Below are 26,074 nucleotides of genomic sequence, written 5' to 3'. Positions count from 1 at the left end.
GACCCCCGTCGTATTCGGTACCGAGAGATCTGATGGTACGAGCTGCGGTTGCTCTCCCGGTGTCACCTGTCGGGGGTGCGGTCTAGGATCGTGCGCGTGCCGACGGGGTTCGACTGGGGCGGGTTCGAGCAGGTGCTGACCGATGCGCTCGTACGAACCGTCCAGACAGTGATCGCCCAGCGGCCGGATCAGCGCTTCTACGCTGCGGCGTGGGGCGAGATCTACCGTGAGACCGACGGTGCGATCACGCTGCCGATGTTTGGGATGAACTCGCGTGAGGCGGTGCAACAGCGGCCGGCCGAGCATCGTGCAGACGTTGCGTGGAGTATCGCGGACCGGGAAGAGTTCGACCTCGACTGGCTGCCGGCGAATGTCAACCGACGTTGGCAGCAGGAGCTGACGGCGTTCGCGCGTCGTGGCAACACCCGGCAGTGGGAGCAGACGTTCGGTCGCTATCTGACCGCTCTGGTGACGGCCTGCCGGCGGGCCCGCCGGCGGCTGCGCGATTCGGGTGTCGTCGACCGTGATTTCCTGGTGCTCGTCCTCGACCACGAGCACGCAGAGGTGCTGCTGCGCCGCGTGCTGAGTGAACGGGAACTGCATCGGCACTTCCCCGACCTCGACCGGCGACGCGTCGAGATGGCTCGGATCGCAGCACTACCACCGGGCGAGCAGGCGCGTCACTACGTGTCCCTGCTCGGCGACCACGGCGGTCTCGTCAGCGCGGAGGACGCGGCCCAGGCGTTGATCACGCTGGGGCTTCCGGCCGCCGCAGCGTCGATACCACTGCTGGGCAGAGCCGGGCAGGCGTGGCAGGCCGCCAAACTCCTCGCCGACCTCGGCCTACCCGACGGCCAGGTGATCGAGGCACTGACCATCGCACTCGACCGTCTCGACGGACTGGACCACCTGTGGGTGGCTCGGGCACTGGCCCGGCTCGGTCGCCTGGATGTGGTCCTCGCTCGTGCAGACCGCCTTGCCCGGGAAACGGTCGTCACCGCTGTCGCCGCCCCGTACGGAAGCTTCCGTGACCATGGGCGGAACCCGCTCGCCTTGGACTACCGCCCTCTCGAAGAGGTCCTCAGGAGCCGACCGGAGTACGCGACAGCCCTGGCCGACGAACTCACACCAGGCACCACACCCTGCCGCATCAACACCGACGAGGTTGACGAAGCTCTCCGTGGCCTGCGGTCGCCACACGTCGTTGTCCGCCGACACGCCGTGAGCGTTCTCGGCGACCGGCAACTCGGCCGGTTGGCAGGCCAACGGATACTGCCTGCACTGAGCAACACCATGGTGCAGGACCAGGATCCCACCGTACGGCGGCTGGCGGTGTTGTCCCTGCAGTGGTGGCAACGCGACGCCCACGCCTACCTGGCCGTTGTCCGGTCAGTACTGGACGACCCTGTCGAGGAGGTACGCGCCGCTGCCGCGTACTGGATTCGCGAACACGATGGCCTCCTCGCCACCACGGCAGACACCAGCCACTGACACGCTTCCTGCTGTGCAGACCGGCTCACGAACCTCGGTCCGCGAGGCCCTGGCCTGCGGCCCCACGGTGGGGCGGCGTCAGTGTCCTTGCTCAGCGATCGCCGATCATGCTGCCTCAGGAGGGTCAGGATGTCGTCGGCGTCGGTGTGCCACTTGTCGGCGGTGAGTTGGCCGCTGGCCTCCATCCCGATGATCCCGTGCACGCTGGTGAGCAGCAGCGCTCCGTAGCGATGGGCCACCGACTTCGACGCGCCATAGGCAGCAGGACGACCGAGAGCCATCGCTGCGGAGCCGCAAGCGATGAAGCGGCGAGGCGCCCCAGACATGATCATTGCCGGTAGGGTGCGTGCACCTTGCGGAAAACGGGGAGATGGCATGGGCGCGAAGACGGCGCTGTTGGCTTTCGCTGACAGTGATCTGCGACCGACGCTACTGGGTGCGACTCCGTCCGCCCCGGCAGAGGCTGAAGCCCTCGTGCGGAAGGTCTTTCCCGGGTATGACGTGACATTGGTTGGCGACAGCACTCTCGATACGACTTACCCGCCTGATGACATCACGTGTGCCACGGTGCTGCCGGGAGCCGAGATCCTGTGCGACCGCAGGCTGGTCCTGGACCGCCCTTCCGAACTGCCTGCGCATTTACTCCAGGCCGGTGCGGGCAGGCGGATCATCATGCACGGCATGCACTCGGTCGTCGACTGGTGCTGCTTCGCGGTGTGGGAGAACGGGAAGCTGGTCCGCTCCTTGAGCCTGTCACCGGATGGTGGCATCGAGGAGAACATCGGTGAGCCGTTCGACTTCGAGCGCCCGTACTGGGACGGCGGGCATCCGGTCGAACCGGTTCCGGGATGGTCCGAAGACCCGTACCCGCTGCCTTTCCATCCCTTGGATCTGGGCGAGGAGGCCCTGCGCGTCTTGTTCGGCTTCGTCCTTGAAGGGCGTCCTGAGCCGGACGACATTCTCGCGGAGACCGTTCACACACACGAGTTCCGCGTGGCTGATCCCTCGGGGGAGGAACAGGCAGCACGCGAGGCGGCCTACGAGCAGGTGAGGCGTGACATGGGGCCGCTGCGGATGTTCCGAATGGGCCCGGACGGGACGATGCAGGAGGTCGGCTGGGATGAGTGGTAGGGCCTACTGCCCTCCCGGCCGCCCGTCGGCGATTGACTCCCGCCGTGCGCGGCGACCAGCCGGACCGGCCGAGCACTCTCGGTTTCGATCATGGTCGACCGACTCCACAAGTGGCCTGGCGGGGTGAACCGCCAGGCCACGGGGGTGGCGGGTTACGGGGTCCAGACCACGTGCGGGTTCACGTGGCCGGTCCAGTTGAAGACGGCCATGTTGTCCCAGCCGTTGCCGGTGCCGTTGATGTCCGCCGGGTCCCAGCCGTTGCCTCGGATCGCGTACCAGGTCGGTTCCCAGTAGAAGACGCCGACGCCGCCGGCGTTGCGTACGGTGTTCTGCACCCAGCTGAACTGTTGTGCCTGCCCGGCCCAGGTGGCGGGGATGTTGTCGCACAGCACGGTGCCGGGGATCGCGTTGCCCTGGTGGTCGGCGTTGGCGGTGGTGAACTGGTATGCGGTCTCGGCGAGCACGACCGGTTTGCCGTAGCGGGACTTCACGTCGGCGATCACGTTGTACAGGTTCGCCAGCGAGCCGTGCCACATGCAGTAGTACGACAGCGCGGTGACGTCCCAGGTCACGCCCTGTGCTCTGATGCCGTCGTAGAACCAGCGGGCGTTGGCGTTGCTGTCCGCGTTCGCCGTGTGGATCCACACCTGGGTGCCGCTGTTGCAGGCCTTGGTGGCGCGGTAGCCCTGCTTGAGCAGGCTCGCCAGGGGCGCGAAGTTGTTGTTGACGACCTGCCCGGCCGGCCACAGCATGCCCACGTTGATCTCGTTGCCGATCTGCACCGCGTCCGGGGTGGTGCCCTGTGCTTTCAGCGCGGTACACACGTCGTGGGTGTAGGTGTAGACGTCGTTCTGCAGCTGGCTCAGCGAGTGGTGGGCCCAGGCCGCGGGCGGATACTGCTTGCCCGGGTCGGCCCAGGTGTCCGAGTAGTGGAAGTCGATCAGGAGCTTGAAGCCCTTCGCTTTGATCGTCCTGGCCTGCTGGAGCACCTTGGCCTTGTTGTTGTAGCCGCTGATCGGGTTGTTCCAGATGCGCAGCCGCAGGTAGTTGACGCCCTTGGCGGCGAGGATGTCGTAGGGGTCGTCCTGCGCGCCGGAGGCGTTGTAGTAACGGGCGCCGAGGTCCAGGCTGCGTTGCAGCGAGGAGACGTCGGCGCCGCGCATGGTGAGGGTGTTGACGGCCTGCGCGGGGGCGGTCAGGGCCAGCGGGGCCGCGAGGACGACCACCGCCAGGAATGCCCGGAGGGACGGTTTCATGGCGCTCCTTCACGTGGAGGATGCGATGCCCAGAGATGGGTCCAGCGTGGCGACAAGCCCCGTTAGATCGAAGCCAATCAATCATACGCGTCGCGGTCGGCCGCGCGCAGGCGCTCGTCGGGGACCGGCCCCGGTCAGGATTCCACCTCGGGTTCGTCCGTGTCGGGGCCGTCGGGGCGCGGTGTGGTCCGCAGGCGTACGCGGGTGATGGCCCGGCCTGTCACCTCGGCCACCTCGGCGGTCAGACCCGGCAGCTCGACCACTTCGCCGGGCGTCTTGGGAATGTGACCGAGGTGTGCCAGGACAAGACCCGCCACCGTGGTGTAGTCGCCTGGCTCGAGCGTGTCCTCGTCCAGGTCGACGCCCACGTCCGGCAGATCGTGCAGCGGAAAGCCGCCCGACATCAGCAGTGACCCGTCCGCCTCCCGCACCGCCGCCTGCACGTCCCGGTCGGTTTCGTCGTAGATCTCCCCGACGATCTCCTCGACCAGGTCCTCCATCGTCACGATGCCGTCGATGGCGCCACGCTCGTTCACCACGAGGGCGAACTGCTGCCGCTGTGACCGCATCTCCCGAATCGCCTCGGTGACCTTCAACGTCTCCGGTAGATACAGCGGCGCGCTGACGTGCTCGGCGACCGGGCCCTCCTGGTCGAGCAGGTCACGCATGTGCACCACGCCGACGGTGTCGTCGAGGCCGGCGCGGCCCACGACCGGCGCGCGGGTCTGCCCCGATCGGCCCAGTTCGCGCAGCGCCTGTGGTGCGGTCAGCGATTCGGACAGGGTGACCACCTCGCGGCGCGGGACGAGGATCTCCCGCAGGTTCCGCTCGGCGACCTCGAAAGCCCCCGAGATGATCATGCGGTGTTCGGGGGTGAGGTTACGCTGCGCGGCGACGATGTCCCGTAGTTCCTCGGTGGTGACCTCCTGGCGGCGGGCCCGTGGGTCTCCGCCCGTCAGTCGCACCACCGCGTCGCTGGCCTTGCCCAGCAGCCACACCACCGGGCGGGAGAACGCCGACAACGCGTCCAGCGGGCGGGCGACCAGCAGGGCCCACCCTTGCGCCCGCTGCATCGCGATCCGCTTCGGCGCCAGCTCACCCAGCACCAAGGTGACGAAGGTCAGCACGATGGTGACCAGCACGATCGCGACCGGCTCCGCCGCCGACCCCAGGAACCCCAGCGGTCCCACCAGCGGCGCCGCCAGTGACACCGCGGCGGCCGCCGAGGCCAGGAACCCGGCCAGGGTGATGCCGATCTGAATGGTGGCGAGGAAACGGTTGGGATCGCGTGCCAGCCTCGCCAACACCCGTCCCGCCCGGGAGGTGCGCTCCAGGCGCTGCAGCTGACTCTCCCGCAGCGACACCAACGCCATCTCGCTGCCCGCGAACACCGCGTTCACCAGCACCAACACCAGCACCAACGTGACCTGCACGCCATAGCCGCCCACGGCCTGTTCGACGCCTCCTCGACCGGGCACCGCCCGCAGCCTCGACCGTAGGGACAGGCCGATACACGGTGTCGACTCCCCTATGGTGAGGGTTGGGCGGGCAGTCTGTGCCCGCTTGTCCTCAGCTGCACCACGACTCCTCATCCTCGCTCCCGTGATGACGGAGGTTGGGAAGCTGGGCTGGGTAGACCGGGCGGACCTACCAGGAGGCCCGCCCGGGGTGGCGATCTCAGTGTCCGCGTACCTCGGCGGCAGCCGCGACCAGGTGCCGCAGCGACGCTTCGACCTCGGGATAGCTGCGGGTCTTCAGGCCGCAGTCCGGGTTGACCCACAACCGTCGGGCCGGCACGGCCGCGACCGCCCGGTGTAGCGCCTCGACCATCTCCTCACGCGGCGGCACCCGGGGTGAGTGGATGTCCCAGATCCCGGGGCCGACGCCCCGGCGGTAGCCGATCGCGGCGAGGTCGTCGAGGATCTCCATCTTCGACCGGGACGCCTCGATGCTGGTGACGTCGGCGTCGAGGGCGTCGATGGCGGTGATCACCTCACCGAACTCCGAGTAGCACAGGTGGGTGTGGATCTGGGTGTCGTCGGCGACGCCGCTGGTGGCCAGTCGGAACGCGCCGACGGCCCAGTCCAGGTATGCCTTCTGGTCGGCCTTGCGCAGCGGCAGCGTTTCGCGCAACGCCGGTTCGTCGACCTGGATGACCCGGATTCCTGCCGACTCCAGGTCGTGGCACTCGTCCCGCAGGGCGAGCGCGACCTGGTCGGCAGTGTCCGCGACAGGCTGGTCGGTACGGACGAAGGACCAGGCCAGGATGGTGACCGGGCCGGTGAGCATCCCCTTGACCGGCTTGCTGGTCAGCGACTGCGCGTAGGTGGACCACTCCACCGTCATCGGTGCCCTGCGCGCCACGTCGCCGTAGATGATCGGCGGCCGGACACAGCGGGAGCCGTACGACTGCACCCAGCCGTGTTCGGTGGCGGCGAAACCGTCGAGCTGCTCGCCGAAGTACTGCACCATGTCGTTGCGTTCCGGTTCGCCGTGCACGAGCACATCCAGACCCAACTGCTCCTGCAGCCGGATGACATGCTCGACCTCGGCGCGCATCCGCGACGCGTAGCCGGCGTCGTCGAGGCTGCCGGCGCGGTGTGCGGCGCGGGCCTTGCGCAGCTCGGTGGTCTGCGGGAACGACCCGATCGTGGTGGTCGGCAGCTCCGGCAGCCCCAGCCGTTCCTGCTGGCGGGCCGCCCGGCTGGCGTAGTCGCCGCGCTGCCGGTCGGTGGGGCGCAGTGCGGCGAGGCGTCCGCGGACGTCGTCGTGGCGCCAGGCCGCCGGGATGGCCGGCAGCGGTGCGGGCAGCGCGGTGGTGCCGTCGCGCAACGCGCGGCCGAGCAGGACGACTTCGTCGACCTTCTGCCGGGCGAACGCGAGCCGCGCGGCCAACCGGGGGTCGAGGCGGGCTTCGGCGGTCAGGTCGACCGGGACGTGCAGCAGGGAGCAGGACGTGGACACGGCGACGTGGTCGGCCAGCCCGGCGACCGTCGCTCCGGCCGCGATCGCGGCGCGCAGGTCGGTACGCCAGATGTTTCGTCCGTCGACCAGGCCGGCGACGATGGTCCTGCCGGCCAGTGGGCCGGCGGCGGCGAGTCGGTCGAGGTTGCCCGGGCCGGCGACCAGGTCCAGGCCGATTGCTTCGACCGGGGTGTCCAGTAGCGCCGGCAGGGCGGCGCCGAGGTCACCGAAGTAGGTGGCGACGAAGATCTTCGGCCGGTGCGTGAGTTCACCGAGCCGGATGTAGGCGCGGCGTAGGGCGTCGATCTCGGCCGGGGTGCGGTCGGCGACGTAGGCGGGCTCGTCCAGCTGGATCCAGGCCACCCCCGCCTCGGCGAGTGCCGTGAGGATCGCGGCGTACGTGTCGACCAGGTCGTCGAGCCGGGCGAACGGATCGTCGCCCTTGGCCAGCAGCAGGAACGTGGCCGGCCCGATGAACACCGGTCGGGTGGTGATGCCCAGGTCGCGGGCCTCGGCGTGCTCACCCAGCGCCTTCGCCGGGTTCGCGGTGAAGACGGTGTCGGGGCCGATCTCCGGCACCAGGTAGTGGTAGTTGGTGTCGAACCACTTCGTCAGTTCCAGCGCCGGCTCGGCGTCGACGCCGCGGGCCATGGCGAAGTAGGTGTCCAGCGCGGGCAGGCCCAGCCGGGCGAAGCGGGTGGGGATCGCGCCGACGGCGACGGCCGTGTCGAGGACCTGGTCGTAGTAGGAGAACGTGTTCGACGGGATCGCGTCGAGGCGGGCGTCGTGCAGCGTCCGCCACACCTGCGCGCGCAGCCCGGCGGCGGTGCTTTCCAGAGCGTCGACGTCGATGGTGCCGGCCCAGTACGCCTCGACGGCCTTCTTCAGCTCACGATCGACGCCGATACGCGGGTAGCCGAGCACAGTGCTCTGGCCGAATGCGGTAGTCACCTGTGGGGTCCTTCCCTCGAAGTGCCCAGCGGACCCGGGAGGGAAGGTAGGCACGTCTCACGGTGCCCGCTTCCGCCCTGGCCCTCCCGAGAGGCCGCCGGCGGCGCACACCGGTGGCGTGCGCAGCGCTGGCAGGTCTTCGGACTCGCGGGCATGACACGAGGTCACCTACTGGCCGTCGCTTCCCGGACCTGGCGGTCCAGTGCTTCGTTGACGGCGGTCGTTCCCACTCACCGCTGCGGGGCAGTCCCGGTCTCTCACCGGGTTCCCTCTTACGACACCCCACCCTGGCGGGATGGGGCGAACCAGCGCCGCTCGCCATCGTACGGGCCTGTCGGTCGTCTCCGCGTCATGCTGTCCGACGTGCGGGATGGATGTCAGGTCGAGGACGCCGGGGTCGGTGGCGTGTCGGACGTGGTACGGGCCGGTGTGTCGAAGGTTCGAGGCGTTTGGTGTGTACGCGTTGGTCGTCTCGGCTGATCGACCAGCATGGCGTCTCTCCCTTGATCGGCCGGTCAGCCGCTACTCGTACAGTCCCGACGCAGGGCCGTTCGTTTGACAGCCCCACACGGACGTACCCAAGTGACCCAGGCCGGATGCGGCCGGCCGGCGCTGGCGTCCGCCTTCCACCCGCTCAGGCGTTGAGGTACGCCAGGACGGCGAGGACGCGCCGGTTGTCGTCATCGGAGGGCGGCATGTCGAGTTTGGTGAATATGTTGTTGATGTGTTTGCTCACGGCCTTCTCGGTGATGCGGAGCTTGGCTCCGATCGCCGCGTTGGAGCGACCTTCGGCCATTTCACCGAGGACGTCGCGTTCTCTGGGGGTGAGCACCGCCAGCGGCTCTCGGCGGGCGAGGAGTTGCGAGATGACTTCATGGTCCATGGCGGTACCGCCGGCGGCGACCCGGCGCACGGCGTCGACGAACTCGCCGACGTGGGACACGCGGTCCTTGAGCAGGTAGCCCACGCCGCCGTGTGGCGTGCTGAGCAGTTCGCGGGCGTACAAGGGCTCGACGTGCTGGGAGAGCACGAGGATGGGCAGGCCGGGAATCTGGGTACGAGCGGCGATCGCAGCCTGCAGACCTTCGTCGGTGAATGTCGGCGGGAGACGGACGTCGATGACCGCCACCTGGGGCCGGTGGGTGGTCAGGGCGGGCAGCAGGGCCGGGCCGTTGTCGACGGCGGCGACGACGTCGAAGTCGTAGGCCCGCAGGATTCGGGTCAGCCCGTCCCGGAGGAGCGCGTGGTCCTCGGCGATGACAACGCGCACGGCAACTCCATGGTGATGACGGTGGGCCCTCCGAGCGGACTCGACAGGGCCATCGTGCCATCGAAGGCGGCCAGGCGGCGTTCGATGCCCCGCAGACCGGTGCCGGCCGCGGGGTCGCCGCCGCCCACGCCGTCGTCGGAGACCACCATCGTCAGCGTTGCGTCCGTGTGCCGCAGGGACACCGATCCGGTGTGGGCACCGCTGTGGCGGACCATGTTGGTAAGCGTCTCCGCGACGGCGAAGTACGCGGCCGACTCGACCGGTGTGTCGAGGCGGCCGGGCAGGTCGACATCGACTGTGATCGGCACGGGCAGGCTGAGCGCCAACGCCCGCACCGCGCCGTCCAGCCCGCGTTCGGCCAACACGGGTGGGTGGATGCCCCGGACCAGGTGCCGCAGCTCGACAAGTGCGGCGCTGCTCGCTTCACGCGCTTCCGCGAGCATCTCGTGGGCTGCGGCCGGGTTCCGGTCGATCAGTTCGTCGGCGAGACCGATCGTCATGCCCAGCGAGACGAGCCGCGCCTGGATGCCGTCGTGCAGGTCGCGCTCGATGCGACGCAGCTCAGCTGCCTGGGCGTCCACCGTGTCGGCGCGCGTCGCGGTCAGCTGGGTGACCCGCAGGCGAAGTTCGGCGGCCTTGGTCGGTGCGAGCAGGAGTCGGGCGAAGTACGCGTCGGCGCGCCGTAGCCAGGGCGCCACCCACAGACCGCCGGCCAGGATGGCGGCGCCTTGCGGCAGGCAGATCAGCCCTTCACCGAATGTGTCGATGGACCAGACGGTGCCGTAGCCGTACCAGTCGGTGCCGAGCCAGATCCACAGCGGTGTCAGCGTCAGACCCATGATCCCGTACAGCGGCACGGCCAGTGAGATCGCGCCGAGGGTGGCCCCGACGATCCCGCCGGGCAGCAGCCAGGCGAGGTCGCGCCAGGTGGCCGGGTCCGTGACGATCCATCGGAAGCGCCGCCAGCCGCCGACGATGCCCCGCTGCGGGGGCGGCTGGTAGGGGCGTGGCACCGGGACCCCGGCCCAGGCGGCACGCCGGCGTTCGAGATCCGCTCGCTTACGGACCAGCGTCGTCGTCCAGGACACCAGCGCCATGCCGAGCAGCGGCACCGGGACCAGGACCAGCGCCAGCAGCGATACGACGAGCAGCGCGACGTTGGCCAGGGCCAGGCCGATCGCGGCCAGACCGGCGAGCACCGCGCGTACACCCCGACGCGCCCACTCGTACGTCCGCTCGTCAGGCCCGGCCACGTCCACGGGTGCCATTGTGCCCGCAAGACCGCCGTTTCTCGGGGGTGCTAGCACCCCTGATCGGCGGGGTGACAGCGTTCCTGACAGCGCCCGTCCGAGGCGGTCTGCTGGAATCATGACGACTACCACGAGACCGTCGCAGTCGACGACCGGCAGTGACTTCGCCGTCCTGTCCCGCCGGATCACCGACGCCGGGTTGATGCGCCGCCGGCCCGCCTACTACGTCGTCCGGCTGAGCATCGTCACGCTGATGTTCGTCGGCGGCTGGGCGGCCTTCTTCCTCATCGGCTCCTCCTGGTGGCAGATGATCACCGCCGTGTTCCTCGCCGTCACGTTCGCCCAGGTCGCACTCGTGGCGCACGACCTGGCGCACCGCCAGGTGTTCCGCACCAGACGTCCGAGCGCGGTCGCCGGACTGCTGGCCGGCAATCTCGGCATCGGCATGAGCTACGGCTGGTGGATGGACAAGCACACCCGTCACCACAACAACCCCAACCACGACGACCTCGACCCGGACGTGGCTCCCGAGGTGCTCGTCTGGACCACCGAGTCGGCGGTCGGCCGGCGCGGACTGAAGGGCTTCATCACCCGGCACCAGGCCGTGCTGTTCTTCCCGCTGCTCACGCTGCTCGCCGTCAGCCTGAAGGTGTCAAGCGTCAAGGCGTTGCGCGACGGCACGGTGAAACAGCGGCGTACGGAGAGCGCGCTGCTGATCCTGCACGCCGTCGGCTACCTCGGCGCGCTGGTGCTCGTTCTCTCGCCGTTGCAGGCCGTCGCCTTCCTGCTGCTGCACCAGGCGCTGTTCGGCGTCTACCTCGGCATGACCTTCGCCCCCAACCACAAGGGCATGCCGCACCCGACGGGCACCGAGGACTATCTCCGCAAGCAGGTGTTGACCTCCCGCAACGTTCGGGGGAACCGGCTGGTGGACGCGGCGCTCGGCGGTCTGAACTACCAGATCGAGCACCACCTGTTCCCCGGCATGCCGACGCCCAACCTGCGCAGGGCACAACCGATCGTGCAGGCGTACTGCGCCGAGATCGGCGTCGCCTACGTACAGACCGGTCTCGTCACCTCCTACCGCCAGGCCCTGCGACACCTGCACGAGGTGGGCGCACCCGCACGTGCCGAACACGCACGGCGCTGATGCAGTACATCGCAGCGTGGATCGGCGCCGTCGGCCAGAACCCCCGCAAAGGCATCACCCACACCAGCGACACGTGGCCGCCGAGCTGGCCGACGTGGTGCTCACCGCCCTGGTCGCCATCACCAGCCTCGGCCACGACCCCCGCCACGTCGTCACCACCTGCGCCAACAAGGCCGCCGCCCGCCTCGACACCTACCCGAGCACGCCCGCCCGAATGAGCTACACGCCGCCCAGATCAGCAGAAGCCCAGTTGGAGGCCACGGAACACCGCACCGCCGCCCGGGTCCGAGGTTCGGCTGATCGATGCCGAGGTGGATCAGGGGAAGGCGTTCGGTGCCATGCAACTGGCAAAGATCAGCGCGAGCACCCAGTCCAGGTTGCTCGGCAGGCAAAGCCGCACCACGAACCCCGGCCGCCGCGTGCGCGGCCGGGGATCCCGTCTGCGGGGCGGGCCAAGACGGCGGTCCAGGTCGGGCGTGAAGTACTGCGACAACCCCCACTTCAGCCCGCTCACCAGAACCATCCCGAGAGTGAACATGCCTACCGTGGCAGCGCCCACCATGACCGCCTCGAGCACCGAGTCGCCGGCCGAGCCCGAGCGCAGCAGCGACGCTGCCACGTACCCGGCCAGCGGAACCATGCTCAGCCCGAACCACGCCTGGAAGCGGAAGAGGTTGGCCATCTCCGCGTCACCACCCGAAGGCGGCCAGTCCCGAGCGTGGCCACGCACCTCCTCCAGCGTCCAGACGAACCGCTTGTCCCGGTTGGCCAGGCGCACCAGCAAGGGCGCCATCAGGACAACGAGCGGACGGCCCAGATCCCGCAACCGTCGGCGCGGCTGACCAGGTTCACCTTCGACATCATCGTCGGTCATCAAGCAGATCGCGTGTCCTCTACGTCGCTGCCACCAGGCCGGAGTGGGATATCTGCCAGGCTCCCTCACCGCGCTGCGGTGTCCGAGGCCCGACCGGTCGCATAGTTCCACACCGTACGGATCGGGACGGAGTCGTGGGTGTGGGCCGGCCTCTCCACGAACAGCAGATGCTTCAGCTCGTCGATGCGGCCCTCCCCGGCCAACAGCCAGGCGCGGATTAGCCAGTCGCCCGGGCCGAGGATGTCCGGTGTCTCGTTCAGCACGACGTTCCGGTCGAGCAACAGCAGCAGCTGCGGCAGCATCTCGTCCAGACGCTGTCGTGCACCAGGCCGATGTTGATGTAGAAGACCAGACCCCGGCGGCTGGAGTGATTCGATGGCTGCACCTCGAGGATGAGCGCGTCTCCTTGTAGCGAGAACCGGCGAAAGACGCGTCCCTCCTTACCTCGCTCGAAGCCGTGCCCGGCGAGCTGGATCGCCAGGTCCTCGACGAAGCCGTTCATCGACGACTGCGCGGACAGGAGCAACTCCTTTCCTGCTCGCGGGGAGGCAGCGAGCAGATCATCCTGATGCGGCCGAGGTGCGGGGGTCGGAAGTTCTGCGACCATTCTGTCCGCTCGGTCCAGGTGTGAGGTGGCCCTGCTCAGGGCGGTTCGGATTCCGTGACCGCACCGGTCTGAACCGCCGTGACCGTGCCGAGAGTGGACGGTGACCGTGCCGGCTGCCGACATGCGTAGCGTCGAGGGATGACATCGGTGCATGAGAACCCGGCAGTGGCGGATCGGTGGGTGCGAACTCTTACCACGAGCAGCGCCCCCCGCATCCAACTGGTCTGCTTTCCGCACGCCGGTGGGACGGCCAACTACTTCCTGTCGCTGGCCCGGGCGCTGCCAGCGGAGGTGGAGGTGTTGGCGATCCAGTATCCGGGGCGGCAGGACCGACGTGCCGAGCGCGCCCGTACCTCCATTGCGGAACTCGTCGACGAGGCGGACGCAGTGCTGCAGGCTCGGCTCGCCGGGCCGTTTGCGTTCTTCGGGCACAGCATGGGTGCGGTGATCGCACACGAGGTCACCCAGCGGCGTGCCCGGGCCGGTGCCCGACTGCCGCAACGGCTGTTCGTCTCGGGTCGGCGCGCGCCGGATCAGCCGCCGTGCCGGCCGGATCCGCCACGCACGGACGTCGGGATCCTGGAAGATCTGCGCGAAGCCGGTGGCACCCATCCGCTGTTTCTGACCGATGCCGAACTGCGCGCCGAACTCCTGCGGGTCATGCGTGCCGACTATCAGGCCATCGACTCGTACGCGTGGCATGCGCAGCCGCCGGTGAACTGTCCGATCACCGCCCTGACCGGTGACGCCGACCCGCAGGCTGCCGTCGCGGCGGTGCGCGCCTGGTCGGCACACACCTCGGCCGGGTTCGACCTGCGCGTCTTCTCCGGCGGGCACTTCTACCTCGACGAGCACCGGTCGGAAGTGGCCGGCGCGATCGGTGAGGGACTGCTTCCACTGCCCTGAGGGCCGGTCATCCCCCCAGCGGGGGTGACCGGCCCATCGGTGCGGGTCAGCGTGCCGAACTGGTGGCCAGCGCCGGTGGCAGGTACCCGACCTCGGTGAAGAATCGCAGGTAGGTGTCCAGTACGTCCGCGGTGACCGGGGCCGGTGGCAGACCGGCGGCGGCCAGCGCGGCGTCGGTGTCGGCTGTGTCGATCACCGGGTAGAAGGCGTCGGTGTCGGCGACCATCAGCTCGAACGCGTCGAGCAGCGGGTAGAGCGCGTTGTCACGGTCGGCGAGCACCGCGGCGTGCCACTCTGCCCAGCTGGTGACGGTCAGCTGGTGTCCGTGAGCGCGGAGCCGGTGCAGGATGTCGCGCCAGGCGACCCGCTCGCTGTTGTAGAGGTGGTGGGTGCTGCCGATGTGCTTCGAGTCGGTGGACAGCGCGATGATCGACGCGGCCACGTGGTCGACCGGCACCAGGGGGACGCTGCCGCCGAGGCTGTCCGGAACCGTGCCGGCCTGGATCAGTCCCTTGATGCTCAGCCACAGGTAGTCGCGGGTCTGGCAGGCACCGTGGCGGCGGTCGCCGGAGACCAGGTCCACCCGGTACACCGAGACCGGCAGACCACGCTCGCGGGCCAGTCCGATGATCTGCTCGGCGACCCATTTGCTCTGCAGGTAGCCGCTGGGCAGCAGGTCGGCCGGGCCGGTCGGGTCGTGCGGGCCGTGGCCACGCCCGTCGGGGGCGGGGCCGGCGAACACGCCGGTGGTCGAGACGTAATGGACCGGTACGGTGCGCTGCGCGGCGGCCAGGCGCAGCACCTCGCGGGTGCCGTCCACGTTCGCGGCGCGCAACGTGGCGTACGGCTGGAGCCAGTTCACCGTCGCCCCGGCGTGGTAGACGACGTCGATGTCGCGGGCCAGTGCGTCGAAGGTGCCCGGGGTGAGGCCGAGGCGGTCGGCGGCGAGGTCCCCCACCACGGGTACCACTCGGCCGGGGTCCAGCTGGTCCTCGATGCGGTACCACCGGGCGGTCTCGCGTAGCCGCTTCCATGCGTCGTCCGGGTCGTTCGCCCGGATCAGGCAGTGCACCGTGGCGGTTGTCGTGGCCAGTAGTTCACGGAGCAGGAACGCGCCTACGAAGCCGGTGGCGCCGGTGAGCAGGATGTGCCGGGGTGCGCCGTCGGGGATGGAGCCGGGCGTCGGACGGATGTCGTCGGGCAGCGTGACGTCGGCGGTCAGGTCGAGCCCGGCCGGCTGTTCCGGGCCGGTGTCGAGCAGGCTGGTGTGCAGGTAGTCGGCCAGGGCCTGCGGGGTGGGGTGGTCGAAGACGGTGGTGGCGGGTAGGGCCAGGTCGGTGCGCTGGGCCAGCCGGTTGCGCAGTTCGACGGCGAGCAGCGAGTCGATGCCGAGGTCGGTGAACGTGCCGTCGGCGGGCAGGTTGTCGGTCCCGGTGCGGCCGAGCACGTCGGCGGTGACCGTGCGGACCAGGGTGGTGAGGGCTTGGCGGCGTTCGTCGGCAGAGAGCCCGGTCAGGTCGGTCAGCTTGTCGGCGGACCGGTCCGCGTCTGCGGGTTCGCGTCGTACCGTCGGCGGCAGCAGGGTGCGCAGCACCGCCGGCACGGTCTCCGGGCGGGCGCGCAGGGCGGTCAGGTCGATCGGTACGCCGATGAGCGTCGGGTCCGCATGCCGCAGCGCCGTGTCCAGCATGGTCAGGCCGGTGGCGGGGTCGATCTGCTGATAGCCGGCGCGGGCGATGCGGGACCGGTCGGCGTCGGTGAGGTCTCCGGTGATGCCGCTGCGGCCGGCCCACAGGCCCCAGGCGATCGAGGTGGCCGGCAGGCCGGTGGCGTGGCGGTACGCGGCGAGCCCGTCGAGGAAGGCGTTCGCGGCGGCGTAGTTGCCCTGCCCGGCGCCGCCGATGGTCGCGGCGAGCGAGGAGAACAGCACGAACGCGGCCAGGTCGAGGTGGCGGGTGAGTTCGTGCAGGTGGGCAGCGGCGTCTGCTTTGGGGCGCAGTACCCGGGCCAACCGGTCCGGGTCGAGGTCGCCGATCAGGCCGTCGTCGATGGTCCCGGCGGTGTGGAAGACGGCGGTGATCGGCGGTGCGGCCGCCAGCGCGGCGCGCAGCCCGTTCCGATCGGCCACGTCACAGGCAACGACCCGGGCGGTGGCGCCGACGGCGGCGAGGTCGGCGATCAACTGGCGGGCGGCTGGTGTGTCCGGTCCGCTGCGGCTGAGCACGAGCAGGTCCCGGACGCCGTGGCGGGTGGCGAGGTGTGTGGCTACCAGGGTGCCGAGCGAGCCGAGCCCGGTGACGAGCACGGTTCCGGCGCTGAGGCGGGGGCCGGGTCCGGGTGGGGTGGTGACCCGTTCGGCGCGGGGCACGTACGCGGTCCCGGCCCGTACCGCGATCTCCGGTTCACCGGTGGCGGCCAGGCTGGTCAGTAGTTCCGGGGTGGGTTCGTCGTCGAGGTCGACGATGACGAGACGGCCGGGTTGTTCGGTGGTGGCGGTGCGGGCCAGTCCGTGCAGGGCGGTGGCGGCCGGGTCGGTGACCGGGCCTGGGCCGGTCGCGCCGCGGGTGAGCAGCACGGCCGGTGGGCCGGACGGGGCGGCCAGGTGGCGGCGCAGGGTGTCGAGCAGGTCGGTGGTACGCCGGTGCAGGTCGGTGGCCAGGTCGCAGGTTGCGGTGGCGCGACCGTCGATGACGGCGGGGGTGGGGCCGGTGGTGGTCGGTACGGGCATCGGCTGCCAGGTGATGCGGAACAGGGCGTCACCGGGGCGGTGCCGGGCGTGGGCCAGGGTGTCGGCGTCGACCTCTCGGGTGCGGACGGTGGCGACGATGGCCAGCGGTTCGTCGTCGCCGGTGGTGAGCAGCAGGCCGCGGGGGGCGCTGCCGTTGCCGGCCGGGTCGGTGACGATGGTGCGTACCCCGGCCGTGGTGGCGGCGCTGCGCTGCACGGCCACGTCGCGCCAGTGGTACGCCTCGCCGTGGTGGCCGGTCGCGGCCAGCGCGGCGTGCAGGAGTTCGGGGTGCAGCACGTAGTTGCCGACCGTTTCGCCGTCGGGCAGCCGCACGGGCACCGGCTCGCCCTCGGCCGTCGGGATGGACGCGGCGTCGGCGGCCAGGTCGCCGGTGGCGAGCAGGGTCCACGGGACGTCGGTGTCGTCCGGGCGGCCGTGCAGGGTCACCGGCCGGGTGTCGCCGGTGGGCGCGCCGACCCGGATCTGCACGCGCAGACCCCGGTCGGGGCAGATGACCGGGCCGGTCACGTCGAGGCGGCGCAGCACCGGCTGGCCGCACTCGTCGCCGGCCCTGATGGCCAGTTCCACCAGGGCCGACGGTGGCAGCAGAACGGCGCCGTCCACCCGGTGGCGGTCCAGCCAGCGGTGGGTGGCGGGGGCGAATCGGCCGGTGAGGACCAGCTCGCCGGTGTCGGGCAGGGTGACGGCGCCGGCCAGCACCGGGTGGTCGGCGGGGGTGAGGCCGAGGGCGGCCGAGTCGGCCGAGGGCGGGGTGACCCAGAACCGGCGCCGTTGGAACGGGTAGGTGGGTAGGTCGACGTGCCGGGCGCCGGTACCGTCGAGCACTGCCCGCCAGTCGACGTGGTGACCGTGCCGGTGCAGGGTGGCCAGCGCGCCGGTCAGGGCACCCACCTGGTCGTGGCCGGTCTGTGCAGGTACCGCCACGCCGGTGTGGTCGGTGAGGGTGGCGGCGACCGCCGGGGTGAGCACGGCCGCCGGGCCGGCTTCGAGGAAGGTGGTGGCGCCGGCGTCGGCCAGCGCGCGGACACAGTCCTGGAAGCGGACGGTGGCGCGGACCTGCCGTACCCAGTAGCCGGGGTCGGTCAGCAGGCCGGGGGTGGCGAGGTCGCCGGTCACGTTGGACACGATCGGCAGGGTGGGTTCCCGGTAGGTGAGGGTGGCGGCGACGCGGTGCAGCGGGTCGAGGACCGGGGTGGTCATCGGCGAGTGGAAGGCGTGGCTGACCGCGAGCCGGTGGGTGGTGATCCCTTGGGCGGCGAGTCGTTGCGCGACGGCGAGCACGGCGGGTTCGGGGCCGGCGAGGGTCACTGCGGCAGGGGCGTTGACGGCGGCGATCACCACGTCGTCGTCGTGCTCGTCGAGCAGTGCCTGCACCTGGTCGGCGGGGGCGGCGACGGCAACCATGGCGCCCCCGGGCGGGAGGTCCTGGAGCAGTCGGGCGCGGGCGGCGACCAGGGTGACGGCGTCGGTCAGGTCCAGTACTCCGGCGACGTGCGCGGCGGTGATCTCGCCGAGGGAGTGTCCGCCGACCATGTCGGCGCGGACGCCGAAGGACTCGGCCAACCGGAACAGCGCCACTTCCCACGCGAACAGTGCTGGTTGGGTCCAGCCGGTGTGTGCCAGTTTCCCGGCCCGGTCGGTGCCGTCGGCGGCGAACAGGACGTCGCGTAGCGGCTCATCGAGGTGTGGGTCGAAGGCGGCGCAGACCTCGTCGAGCGCGGCGGCGAAGGCGGGGAAACGGGTGTGCAGGGCAGCACCCATGCCGGGGCGTTGGGCCCCCTGCCCGGAGAAGATCACGGCGAGGCGTCCGGGTTCGCCGGTCGGGGTGGTGTCCGGTGCGGCGGCCAGCGCGGCGAGGCCGTCGAGCAGGCCGCTGCGGTCGGCGGCGACCACGTGTGTGCGGTGTCCCAGTGGGGTGCGGTGCAGGGCGAGGGTGTATGCCGCGTCGGCCGGTTCGATGTCGGGCCGGTTGCTCAGGTGCGCGTGCAGCCGGGTCGCCTGGGCGCGCAGCGCGGCGGCGGTGCGGGCGGAGAGCAGGAACGGGTACGGGCCGGGCTGCCGTGGTGTGTCCGGTTCCGGTTGCTCGGGAACGTGTTCGAGGATGATGTGGGCGTTGGTGCCGCTGACGCCGAAGGACGACACGGCGGCGCGGCGGGGGCGTTCGGTCTGCGGCCATGGGCGTGCCGAGGTGAGCAGGTCCAGTGCGCCCTGGGTCCAGTCGACGGCTGGGTTTGGTGTGTCGAGGTGCAGGGAGCGGGGGGCGATGCCGTGGCGCATGGCCTCGATCATTTTGATCGCGCCGCCGGCTCCGGCGGCGGCGACACTGTGGCCGATGTTGGACTTCAGCGAGCCGAGCAGCACCGCAATGGCGCGGTCCTGCCCGTAGGTGGCCAGCAGGGCCTGGGCTTCGATCGGGTCTCCGAGTCGGGTGCCGGTGCCGTGGGCTTCGATGACGTCGACGTCGGCGGGGGTGAGCCGGGCGTCAGCCAGGGCCTGCCGGATGACGCGTTGCTGGGCCGGGCCGCTGGGCGCGGTGAGGCCGTTGGAGGCGCCGTCGGAGTTGATGGCGGAGCCGCGTAGGACAGCGAGGATGCGGTGGCCGTGGCGGCGGGCGTCGGTGAGGCGTTCCAGCAGGAGCAGGCCGACGCCTTCGGCCCAGCCGGTGCCGTCGGCGGTGGCGTCGAAGGATTTGCAGCGGCCGTCGCGGGCGAGGCCACGCTGCCGGGAGAAGTCGATGAACCCGCCGGGGTGGCCGTAGACGGTGCAGCCTCCGGCGACGGCGAGGTCGGCTTCCCCGGCGCGCAGGGCGCGGGCGGCCAGGTGCAGGGCGACCAGGGACGAGGAGCAGGCGGTGTCGACGGAGAGTACGGGTCCTTCGAGGCCGAAGGTGTAGGCGATGCGGCCGGAGGCGATGCTGCTGAGCCGGCTGGTCATCATGAAGCCGTCGAGTTCGGGTGGGCCGTCCAGGCCGAGGTACGACTGTTCGCCGACGCCGACGAACACGCCGGTGCGGCTGCCGCGCAGCGGGCCGGTGTCCAGGCCGGCGCGTTCGAACAGTTCCCATGTGGTTTCCAGGAGCACCCGCTGCTGGGGATCCATGCCGAGGGCTTCGCGGGCGGAGATGCCGAAGAACTCGGCGTCGAAGTCGGTGGCCGCGTCGATGAAGCCGCCGTGGCGGGTGTAGGAGGTGCCGGGCGGGCCGTCCGGGTGGTAGAGCCGGTCGACGTCCCATCCACGGTCGTCCGGCCAGGTGGTGATGGCGTCGACCCCGTCGGCGACGAGCTGCCACAGTTGTTCGGGGTTGTCGGCGCCCGGGTAGCGGCAGGCGGTGGCCACCACCGCGACTGGTTCCGGGGTGCCGGCCTCCAGCTCGGCGACGCGTTCGCGTGACCGCTGCAGCTCGGCGGTCACCCACTGCAGGTATTTCAGCATGCGGTCCTCTTCGGACACGACGTCTCCTCGGGGGTCGGGTGGGCGGCCGGGCGGGGGTGGGTGCGGCCGGGGGTGGATCAGGCGCCGGCGGGTCGGGCGGCGCGGCCGAGCTGGTCGTCGATGAATGCGAACAGTTCGTCGGCGTCGGCTGAGTGCAGCAGTTCCGGTTCGGGGCCGGGTTCGGTCGGTGACCGGCGGGCCAGTACTTCGCCGAGTCGGGCCAGCACGGCGGTGCGCCGGTCTGCGGTCAGCGTGTTGCGGGCCAGCGCGGCGTCGAGGCGGTCCACCTCGGCCAGTAGGTCGAGGTCGTCGGTGTCGGCGCTGGTGGCGGTGGCGGCGGTGGCGGTGGCGGTGATGGCGTACTGGTCGAGGAGCAGTCCGGCCAGTGAGCGTGGTGTCGGGTGGTCGAATACGGCGGTGGCGGGCAGGGTGATGCCGAGGGCGGTGGAGAGCCGGCTGCGCAGTTCCACGGCGGTCATCGAGTCGAAGCCGAGGTCGGTGAAGGCGCGGTCGGCACCGAGCCGGGAGGGGTCGCCGTGGCCGAGCACGGTGGCGGCTTCGGTGCGGACCAGTGCGAGCAGCCGGTCGGCGCGGGCGTCGTCGTCCAGGCCGGTCAGATCCACCGCGGCCGGTACTGGTGCGGTTTTCGGTTCGGGTACGGCGGTCGTGGTGGCGGCGTCGCGCAGGAGCCAGTACCGCTCGCGCTGGAACGGATAGCTGGGTAGGGGGATGCGGGTGCCGGCGGTCACCGGCGGATAGGTGTCGGGGTCGACGGGTTGGCCGTAGGCGTACAGGTGGCCGAAGAGTTCGGCGGCGGCTTGTGGTTCGGGGCGATCGCGGCGCAGCGTGGGCAGGGCGGCGACGCCGTCGGGCAGGTGGGCGGCGAGCATGCCGGTGAGGATCGCGTCGGGTCCGACCTCGATGAGCGTGGTGACGTCGTCGGCGAGCAGCCGCTGGGCGGCGTCGTGGAATCGGACGGTGGAACGGACCTGCCCCACCCAATACTCCGGATCCGACCACTGCGACGTCACCGGCTGTCCCGTCACCGTCGACACCGCCGACACCACCGGCTCCGCAAAAGACAACTCCCGAACCACAGCCCGGAACTCATCCAACATCGGATCCATCAACGACGAATGAAACGCATGCGACACCACCAACGACCTCGACCGACACGACAACCGACCCACCACCGACTCCACCGCACCCGCCACCCCCGACAACACCACCGACCGCGGCCCATTCACCGCACCAACCGACACACCATCCACCAACAACGGCACCACCTCCTCCTCAGAGGCCTGCACCGCCACCATCACCCCACCCGCCGGCAACGCCTGCATCAACCGACCCCGCGCACCCACCAACCGACACGCATCCGACAACGACAAAACACCCGCCACATGAGCCGCAGCAATCTCCCCCACCGAATGACCCACCACCACATCCGGCCGCACACCCCACGACTCCAACAACCGAAACAGCGCCACCTCCACCGCAAAAATCGCCGGCTGCGCGTTCCCCGTCGCATCCACATCCCCCGCATCCCACACCAGACGCGAACACACCTCCTCCCACACCCGCCGAAACACCGGAAACACCCCCACCAAACCCTCACCCATCCCCACCCACTGCGACCCCTGACCGGTGAAGGCGAAGACGGTCTTGCTGCTGGTGCGGGTGCCGCGGTGCACGGCGGGGTGCGGACGGTCGTCGGCCAGGGCGAGCAGAGCCTGGCGCAGGTCGGCGGGTTGGGTGCCGAGGACGGCGGCGCGGTGCGTCAGGGCTGCGCGGCCGGTGGCGAGGGATCCGGCGACGTCGAGGGGGTCGGTGTCCGGGTCGGTGAGCAGGTCCGCGATGCGTCGGGCGGTGTCGGCCAGGGCGGCGGGCCCACGGGCGGACAGCAGCAGGGGTATGCGCTGCGGGCGTGGTTGCGCGGTGGGCTCGGCGACGGGTTCGGGTGCAGGGGCCTGTTCGAGGACGACGTGGGCGTTGGTGCCACCGAATCCGAAGGACGACACGGCCGCGCGGCGGGGACGACCGGTGTCGGGCCACTCCTGCCGGGTGGACAGCAACCGCACCGCACCGGAGTCCCAGTCGACCATCGGCGACGGCACCTCACAGTGCAACGACCGCGGCGCCACCCCGGCCCGCATCGCCTGCACCATCTTGATCACACCACCCACACCCGCCGCCGCCTGCGCGTGACCGATGTTCGACTTCAACGAGCCCAACAACACCGGCACACCACCAGTACGGGCCCCGTACGTGGCCAACACCGCCTGCGCCTCAATCGGATCACCCAACGACGTACCCGTCCCATGCGCCTCCACCACATCCACATCCGACGCCGACAAACCAGCAGCACCCAACGCCGCCCGAATCACCCGCTCCTGCGCCGGACCACTCGGCGCCGTCAAACCATTCGACGCACCATCCGAATTCACCGCACTACCCCGCACCACCGCCAACACCCGATGACCCCTCTCCCGAGCCACCGACAACCGCTCCACCAACAACAAACCCACACCCTCAGCCCAACCCGTACCCCCCGCACCCGCACCAAACGACCGACACCGACCATCCACCGCCAACCCCCGCTGACGCGAAAACTCCACAAACGCGGCCGGGGTGGCCATGACGGTGACTCCGCCGACCAGGGCGGCGGAGCATTCCCCGCGGCGTAGGGCGGTGGCGGCCAGGTGCAGGGCGACCAGGGAGGACGAGCAGGCGGTGTCGACGGTCAGGGTCGGGCCGTTGAGGCCGTACACGTAGGCGAGGCGGCCGGAGGCGACGCTGCCCATGGTGCCGCCGGCCAGGTAGCCTTCGACCTCGGCGGGCAGGGTGCCGGGTCCGGAGCCGTAGTCGTGGTACATGACGCCGCAGAACACACCCGTGTCACTACCCCGCAACGACCGTGGGTCGATCCCCGCCTGCTCGAACGTCTCCCACGCCACCTCCAACAACAACCGCTGCTGCGGATCAGTCGCCAAAGCCTCCCGCGGCGACATCCCAAAGAACTCCGCATCAAACAGATCCGCGTCATACAGGAAGCCGCCCTCACCCGCGTACGACTTGCCCACCGCTTCGGGGTCCGGGTCGACCAGGTCGGCCGGCCAACCCCGGTTCTCCGGGAACGGACCGACCGCGTCGCGCTCCCCCACCACCAGATCCCACAACCCATCCGGTGACGTGACACCCCCCGGGAAACGACACCCCATCCCAACGATCACCACGGGATCCTCGTCGGCCACCACCACCGCAGCCGGGGCCTGCTCGGTGGCGGGTTGGGTGCCGGTGAGTCGGCTGGCCAGGTGTTCGGCCAGGGCGGCCGGGGTGGGGTGGTCGAAGATCAGGGTGGCGGGCAGGGTGAGGCCGGTGGCGGTGGCCAGCCGGTTGCGCAGTTCCACTCCGGTGAGCGAGTCGAAGCCCAGGTCGGAGACGGTGCGGTCGAGGTCGATGGCGGCCGGGTCGTCGTGGCCGAGGACGGCGGCGGCGTGGGTGCGGACCAGGTTGGCGAGGGCGCGGTCACGGTCGGGCGGGTTCATCGCGGCGATCCGGCGGATCGACGCCGGACCCCGGTCGCGGCGGGGTGCTCGCCGGCCGGGTGCCAGGCTGTGCAGGACGGCGGGTACGTCGGTGGAGGTGCGTAGCAGAGTCGGGTCGACGGCGGTCACGGCCAGCACCGGGTCGGTGCCGGCGACGGCGGCGTCCAGGGCGGTCAGCGCGTCGGCGGTGTCGATGGGGCGCAGGCCGAGGCGGGCGATGCGGGAGAGGTCGGTGTCGGTCAGGGTGGCGGACATGGTGCCGCCGTCCTGCCACAGTCCCCAGGCGATGGAGGTGGCGGGCAGTCCGGCGGCCTGCCGGTGTCGGGCCAGTTCGTCGAGGAAGGCGTTGCCGGCGGCGTAGGCGGCCTGTCCGGCAGGGCCGACCAGTCCGGCGATCGACGAGTAGAGGACGAACGCGGTGAGCGGCCGGTCGGCGGTCAGCTCGTGCAGATTCCAGGCGGCGTCGGCCTTCGCGGCGAGCACCTCGTCGACCTGGTCGGCGGTGAGCGAGGCAAGGACGCCGTCGCGGCTGATGCCGGCCGCGTGCACCACGGCGCTGATCGTGGGATGCCGGTCCAGCAGGCTGGCCAGGGCGGTGCGGTCGGTGACGTCGCAGGCGGCGACGTGCACGCGCGCGCCCAGCCCGGTCAGTTCCGTGGTGAGGTCGGCGACGCCGGGAGCCTCCGGGCCGGTGCGGCTGACCAGCAGCAGGTCGCGAACGCCGTGCCGGGTGGCCAGGTGGCGGGCCAGGGCGGCGCCCAGGGCGCCGGTGCCGCCGGTGATCAGTACCGTGCCGTCACCCCAGTCGGGGTGCGTCTGCGGTGCCGGTCCGGCCGGGACGAGCCGGGGCACCATCACCTCGCCGTCGCGGATACGCAGGTCGGGTTCGTCGCCGAGGGCCTCGCGCAGCAGGGCGGTCCGGGAGGCGTCGGTGTCGTCGGTGTCGACGAACACGACGCGGCCGGGATTCTCGGTGCGGGCGCTGCGGACCAGGCCCGCGACGGCAGCGGCGGTGAGCGGGTCGTCGGCGGGCGGGACGACGACGAGGCGGGGACCGGGTTCGCCGGTCAGGTGGTCGCGGAGCACGGCGAGGGTGTCGTGCACGGCGGTGCGGGCCCGGGTGGCCGGCGAACCCGGGCCGGTTGCGGCCACCCGGACGATCAGGAGGTCCGGCGGTGCGGTGCCGTCCGCGTTCGCCGCCGGGGCGTGGCCGGGTGCCGGGTGCGGCTGCCACTGCGGCCGGTAGCGCAGGTCGGTGGCGGAGGGGCGGAACTGGTCCGGGTCGGCCGGGCGCAGGGTGAGTTGGCGGACGGTGGCGACCGGGTCGCCGGTGTCGTCGGTGACGGTGAGGCGGACGGATTCCGGTCCGAGTGGGGTGATTCGGGCGCGCAGGATGGTCGCCCGGGTGCCGGTCAGGTGCACGCCGGCCCAGGCGAACGGCAGCCGGGCCGGGCTGTCGGCGGCGACGCCGGGCAGCAGGGGGTGCAGCGCGGCGTCGAGCAGCGCCGGGTGCACGGTGAACCCGGTGTTGTCGGGACCGGTGATCTCCGCGTACAGGTCGTCGCCGTGGCGGTGCAGGCGTTGCAGGCCGCGGAACTGCGGGCCGTAGTCGTAGCCGTGCTCGGTCAGCCGGTCGTACAGGTCGTCGAGGTCGATCTCGGTGGCGGCGGCCGGGACGCGGGTGTCCGGGTGCTCGTCGGGCGGGGTGTCGTCCAGTACGGCGGTGGCGTGGCGCTGCCAGGGGGTGTCGTCGGTGGCGGCGGCGCGGGTGAACACCTCTGCGGTGCAGCGGCCGTCGTCGTGGCCGGTGACGGTGACCTGTAGGTCGAGCGGCTGGTCACCGGGCAGGGTGACGGGTGTGGTCGTGACGAGGTCGACCAGATGGGGGTGCCCGGTGCGGGCGCCGACGGTGGCGAGCAGATCGGCCAGGGCGACGCCGGGGAGCACGACGGTGCCGTGCAGGCGGTGGTCGGCAAGCCACGGTTGGGCGGTGGTGGACAGTTCGCCGGTGAACACGGTCGTGTCGCCGGCGGCGAGGGTGACGGCCGCGGTGAGCAGCGGGTGCCCGGCGGGCCGCAGACCGGCGTCGACGCCACTGGCCGGATGCATCCAGTAGCGGCGGCGCTGGAACGGGTAGGTCGGCAGGGCATGGCGGCGGGCGCCGGTGTCGGCGAGGATGGCGGGCCGGTCGATGCCGGCGCCGTTGGCCCAGAGTGTGGCGGCCGCGGTGCGCACGGCGTCCGGTTCGGGTTGGTCGCGGCGCAGGGTGGGGATGGTGGTGAGGGTGTCGGCGGCCAGTGCGCTGAGTACGGCGTCGGGTCCGATCTCGAGCAGGGTGCGGGCGCCGAGCCGGTGGGCGGTGCGGATTGCGTCGTGGAATCGGACGGTGGAACGGACCTGCCCCACCCAATACTCCGGATCCGACCACTGCGACGTCACCGGCTGTCCCGTCACCGTCGACACCGCCGACACCACCGGCTCCGCAAAAGACAACT

Annotated in this window: 13 protein-coding genes and 1 riboswitch; of the genes, 4 read left to right on the top strand and 9 right to left on the bottom strand. The window is 70.9% G+C overall.

The window, feature by feature from the left end; translation table 11 throughout:
- Positions 1–96 precede the first annotated feature (96 nt).
- Both JMF97_RS29665 and JMF97_RS29660 read left to right on the top strand, forming a co-directional pair.
- Positions 97–1,491 (top strand): HEAT repeat domain-containing protein, encoded by a 1,395-nt coding sequence (locus tag JMF97_RS29665; RefSeq protein ID WP_203224542.1) that lies wholly within the window; start codon positions 97–99, stop codon positions 1,489–1,491.
- 375 nt (positions 1,492–1,866) lie between these two features.
- Positions 1,867–2,622, top strand: coding sequence for a DUF6928 family protein (locus JMF97_RS29660; RefSeq protein WP_233196954.1), 756 nt, complete (start codon positions 1,867–1,869; stop codon positions 2,620–2,622).
- 152 nt (positions 2,623–2,774) lie between these two features.
- On the opposite strand, the gene JMF97_RS29655 is transcribed toward JMF97_RS29660, so the two are convergent.
- The 5 genes from JMF97_RS29655 to JMF97_RS29635 all read right to left on the bottom strand — a co-directional run bounded on the left by JMF97_RS29655 (position 2,775) and on the right by JMF97_RS29635 (position 10,322).
- A complete protein-coding gene (locus tag JMF97_RS29655) occupies positions 2,775–3,878 on the bottom strand; it encodes a glycoside hydrolase family 53 protein (protein WP_203224541.1) in 1,104 nt (367 codons plus the stop codon).
- 134 nt (positions 3,879–4,012) lie between these two features.
- Complete coding sequence (locus tag JMF97_RS29650) at positions 4,013–5,326, bottom strand: hemolysin family protein (RefSeq protein WP_203224567.1); 1,314 nt, start codon at positions 5,324–5,326, stop codon at positions 4,013–4,015.
- A gap of 229 nt (positions 5,327–5,555) precedes the next feature.
- On the bottom strand, positions 5,556–7,793 hold the full coding sequence (metE, locus tag JMF97_RS29645) for a 5-methyltetrahydropteroyltriglutamate--homocysteine S-methyltransferase (RefSeq protein WP_102659738.1): 2,238 nt from the start codon (positions 7,791–7,793) through the stop codon (positions 5,556–5,558).
- 113 nt (positions 7,794–7,906) lie between these two features.
- A riboswitch (cobalamin riboswitch) is annotated at positions 7,907–8,118 on the bottom strand.
- 309 nt (positions 8,119–8,427) lie between these two features.
- Positions 8,428–9,063, bottom strand: coding sequence for a response regulator transcription factor (locus JMF97_RS29640; RefSeq protein ID WP_102659739.1), 636 nt, complete (start codon positions 9,061–9,063; stop codon positions 8,428–8,430).
- Entirely contained in the window at positions 9,015–10,322 is a 1,308-nt protein-coding gene (locus tag JMF97_RS29635) for a sensor histidine kinase (protein WP_233196955.1), read from the bottom strand. The genes JMF97_RS29640 and JMF97_RS29635 overlap by 49 nt, the downstream gene beginning before the upstream one ends.
- Positions 10,323–10,431: 109 nt before the next feature.
- Here JMF97_RS29635 and JMF97_RS29630 point away from each other — a divergent pair, with 109 nt between their 5' ends.
- A complete protein-coding gene (locus tag JMF97_RS29630; protein ID WP_203224540.1) occupies positions 10,432–11,463 on the top strand; it encodes a fatty acid desaturase family protein in 1,032 nt (343 codons plus the stop codon).
- A 316-nt stretch (positions 11,464–11,779) separates the two neighbouring features.
- Here JMF97_RS29630 and JMF97_RS29625 read toward each other — a convergent pair whose 3' ends face one another.
- Positions 11,780–12,337, bottom strand: coding sequence for a hypothetical protein (locus JMF97_RS29625; protein WP_203224539.1), 558 nt, complete (start codon positions 12,335–12,337; stop codon positions 11,780–11,782).
- A 65-nt stretch (positions 12,338–12,402) separates the two neighbouring features.
- Positions 12,403–12,639, bottom strand: a complete 237-nt coding sequence (locus JMF97_RS29620) for a hypothetical protein (protein WP_238360411.1) — start codon at positions 12,637–12,639, stop codon at positions 12,403–12,405.
- A gap of 485 nt (positions 12,640–13,124) precedes the next feature.
- Between JMF97_RS29620 and JMF97_RS29615 the strand changes: the two genes are divergently transcribed.
- Positions 13,125–13,850, top strand: a complete 726-nt coding sequence (locus tag JMF97_RS29615) for a thioesterase II family protein (RefSeq protein ID WP_203224538.1) — start codon at positions 13,125–13,127, stop codon at positions 13,848–13,850.
- A gap of 46 nt (positions 13,851–13,896) precedes the next feature.
- Here the strand turns inward: JMF97_RS29615 and JMF97_RS29610 are convergent, their stop codons facing one another.
- Together JMF97_RS29610 and JMF97_RS29605 are read right to left on the bottom strand one after the other, a co-directional pair.
- Complete coding sequence (locus tag JMF97_RS29610) at positions 13,897–20,049, bottom strand: type I polyketide synthase (protein ID WP_203224537.1); 6,153 nt, start codon at positions 20,047–20,049, stop codon at positions 13,897–13,899.
- Positions 20,050–20,108: 59 nt separating this feature from the next.
- Positions 20,109–26,042, bottom strand: a complete 5,934-nt coding sequence (locus JMF97_RS29605; protein ID WP_203224536.1) for a type I polyketide synthase — start codon at positions 26,040–26,042, stop codon at positions 20,109–20,111.
- Between the last annotated feature and the right edge of the window lie 32 nt (positions 26,043–26,074).

It is taken from the genome of Micromonospora fiedleri (assembly GCF_016774385.1).
GTDB classification, from domain to species: domain Bacteria; phylum Actinomycetota; class Actinomycetes; order Mycobacteriales; family Micromonosporaceae; genus Micromonospora; species Micromonospora gifhornensis.
The sequence above is the reverse complement of the archived record's forward strand: the minus strand, read 5'-3'. Positions and strand labels throughout refer to the sequence as shown.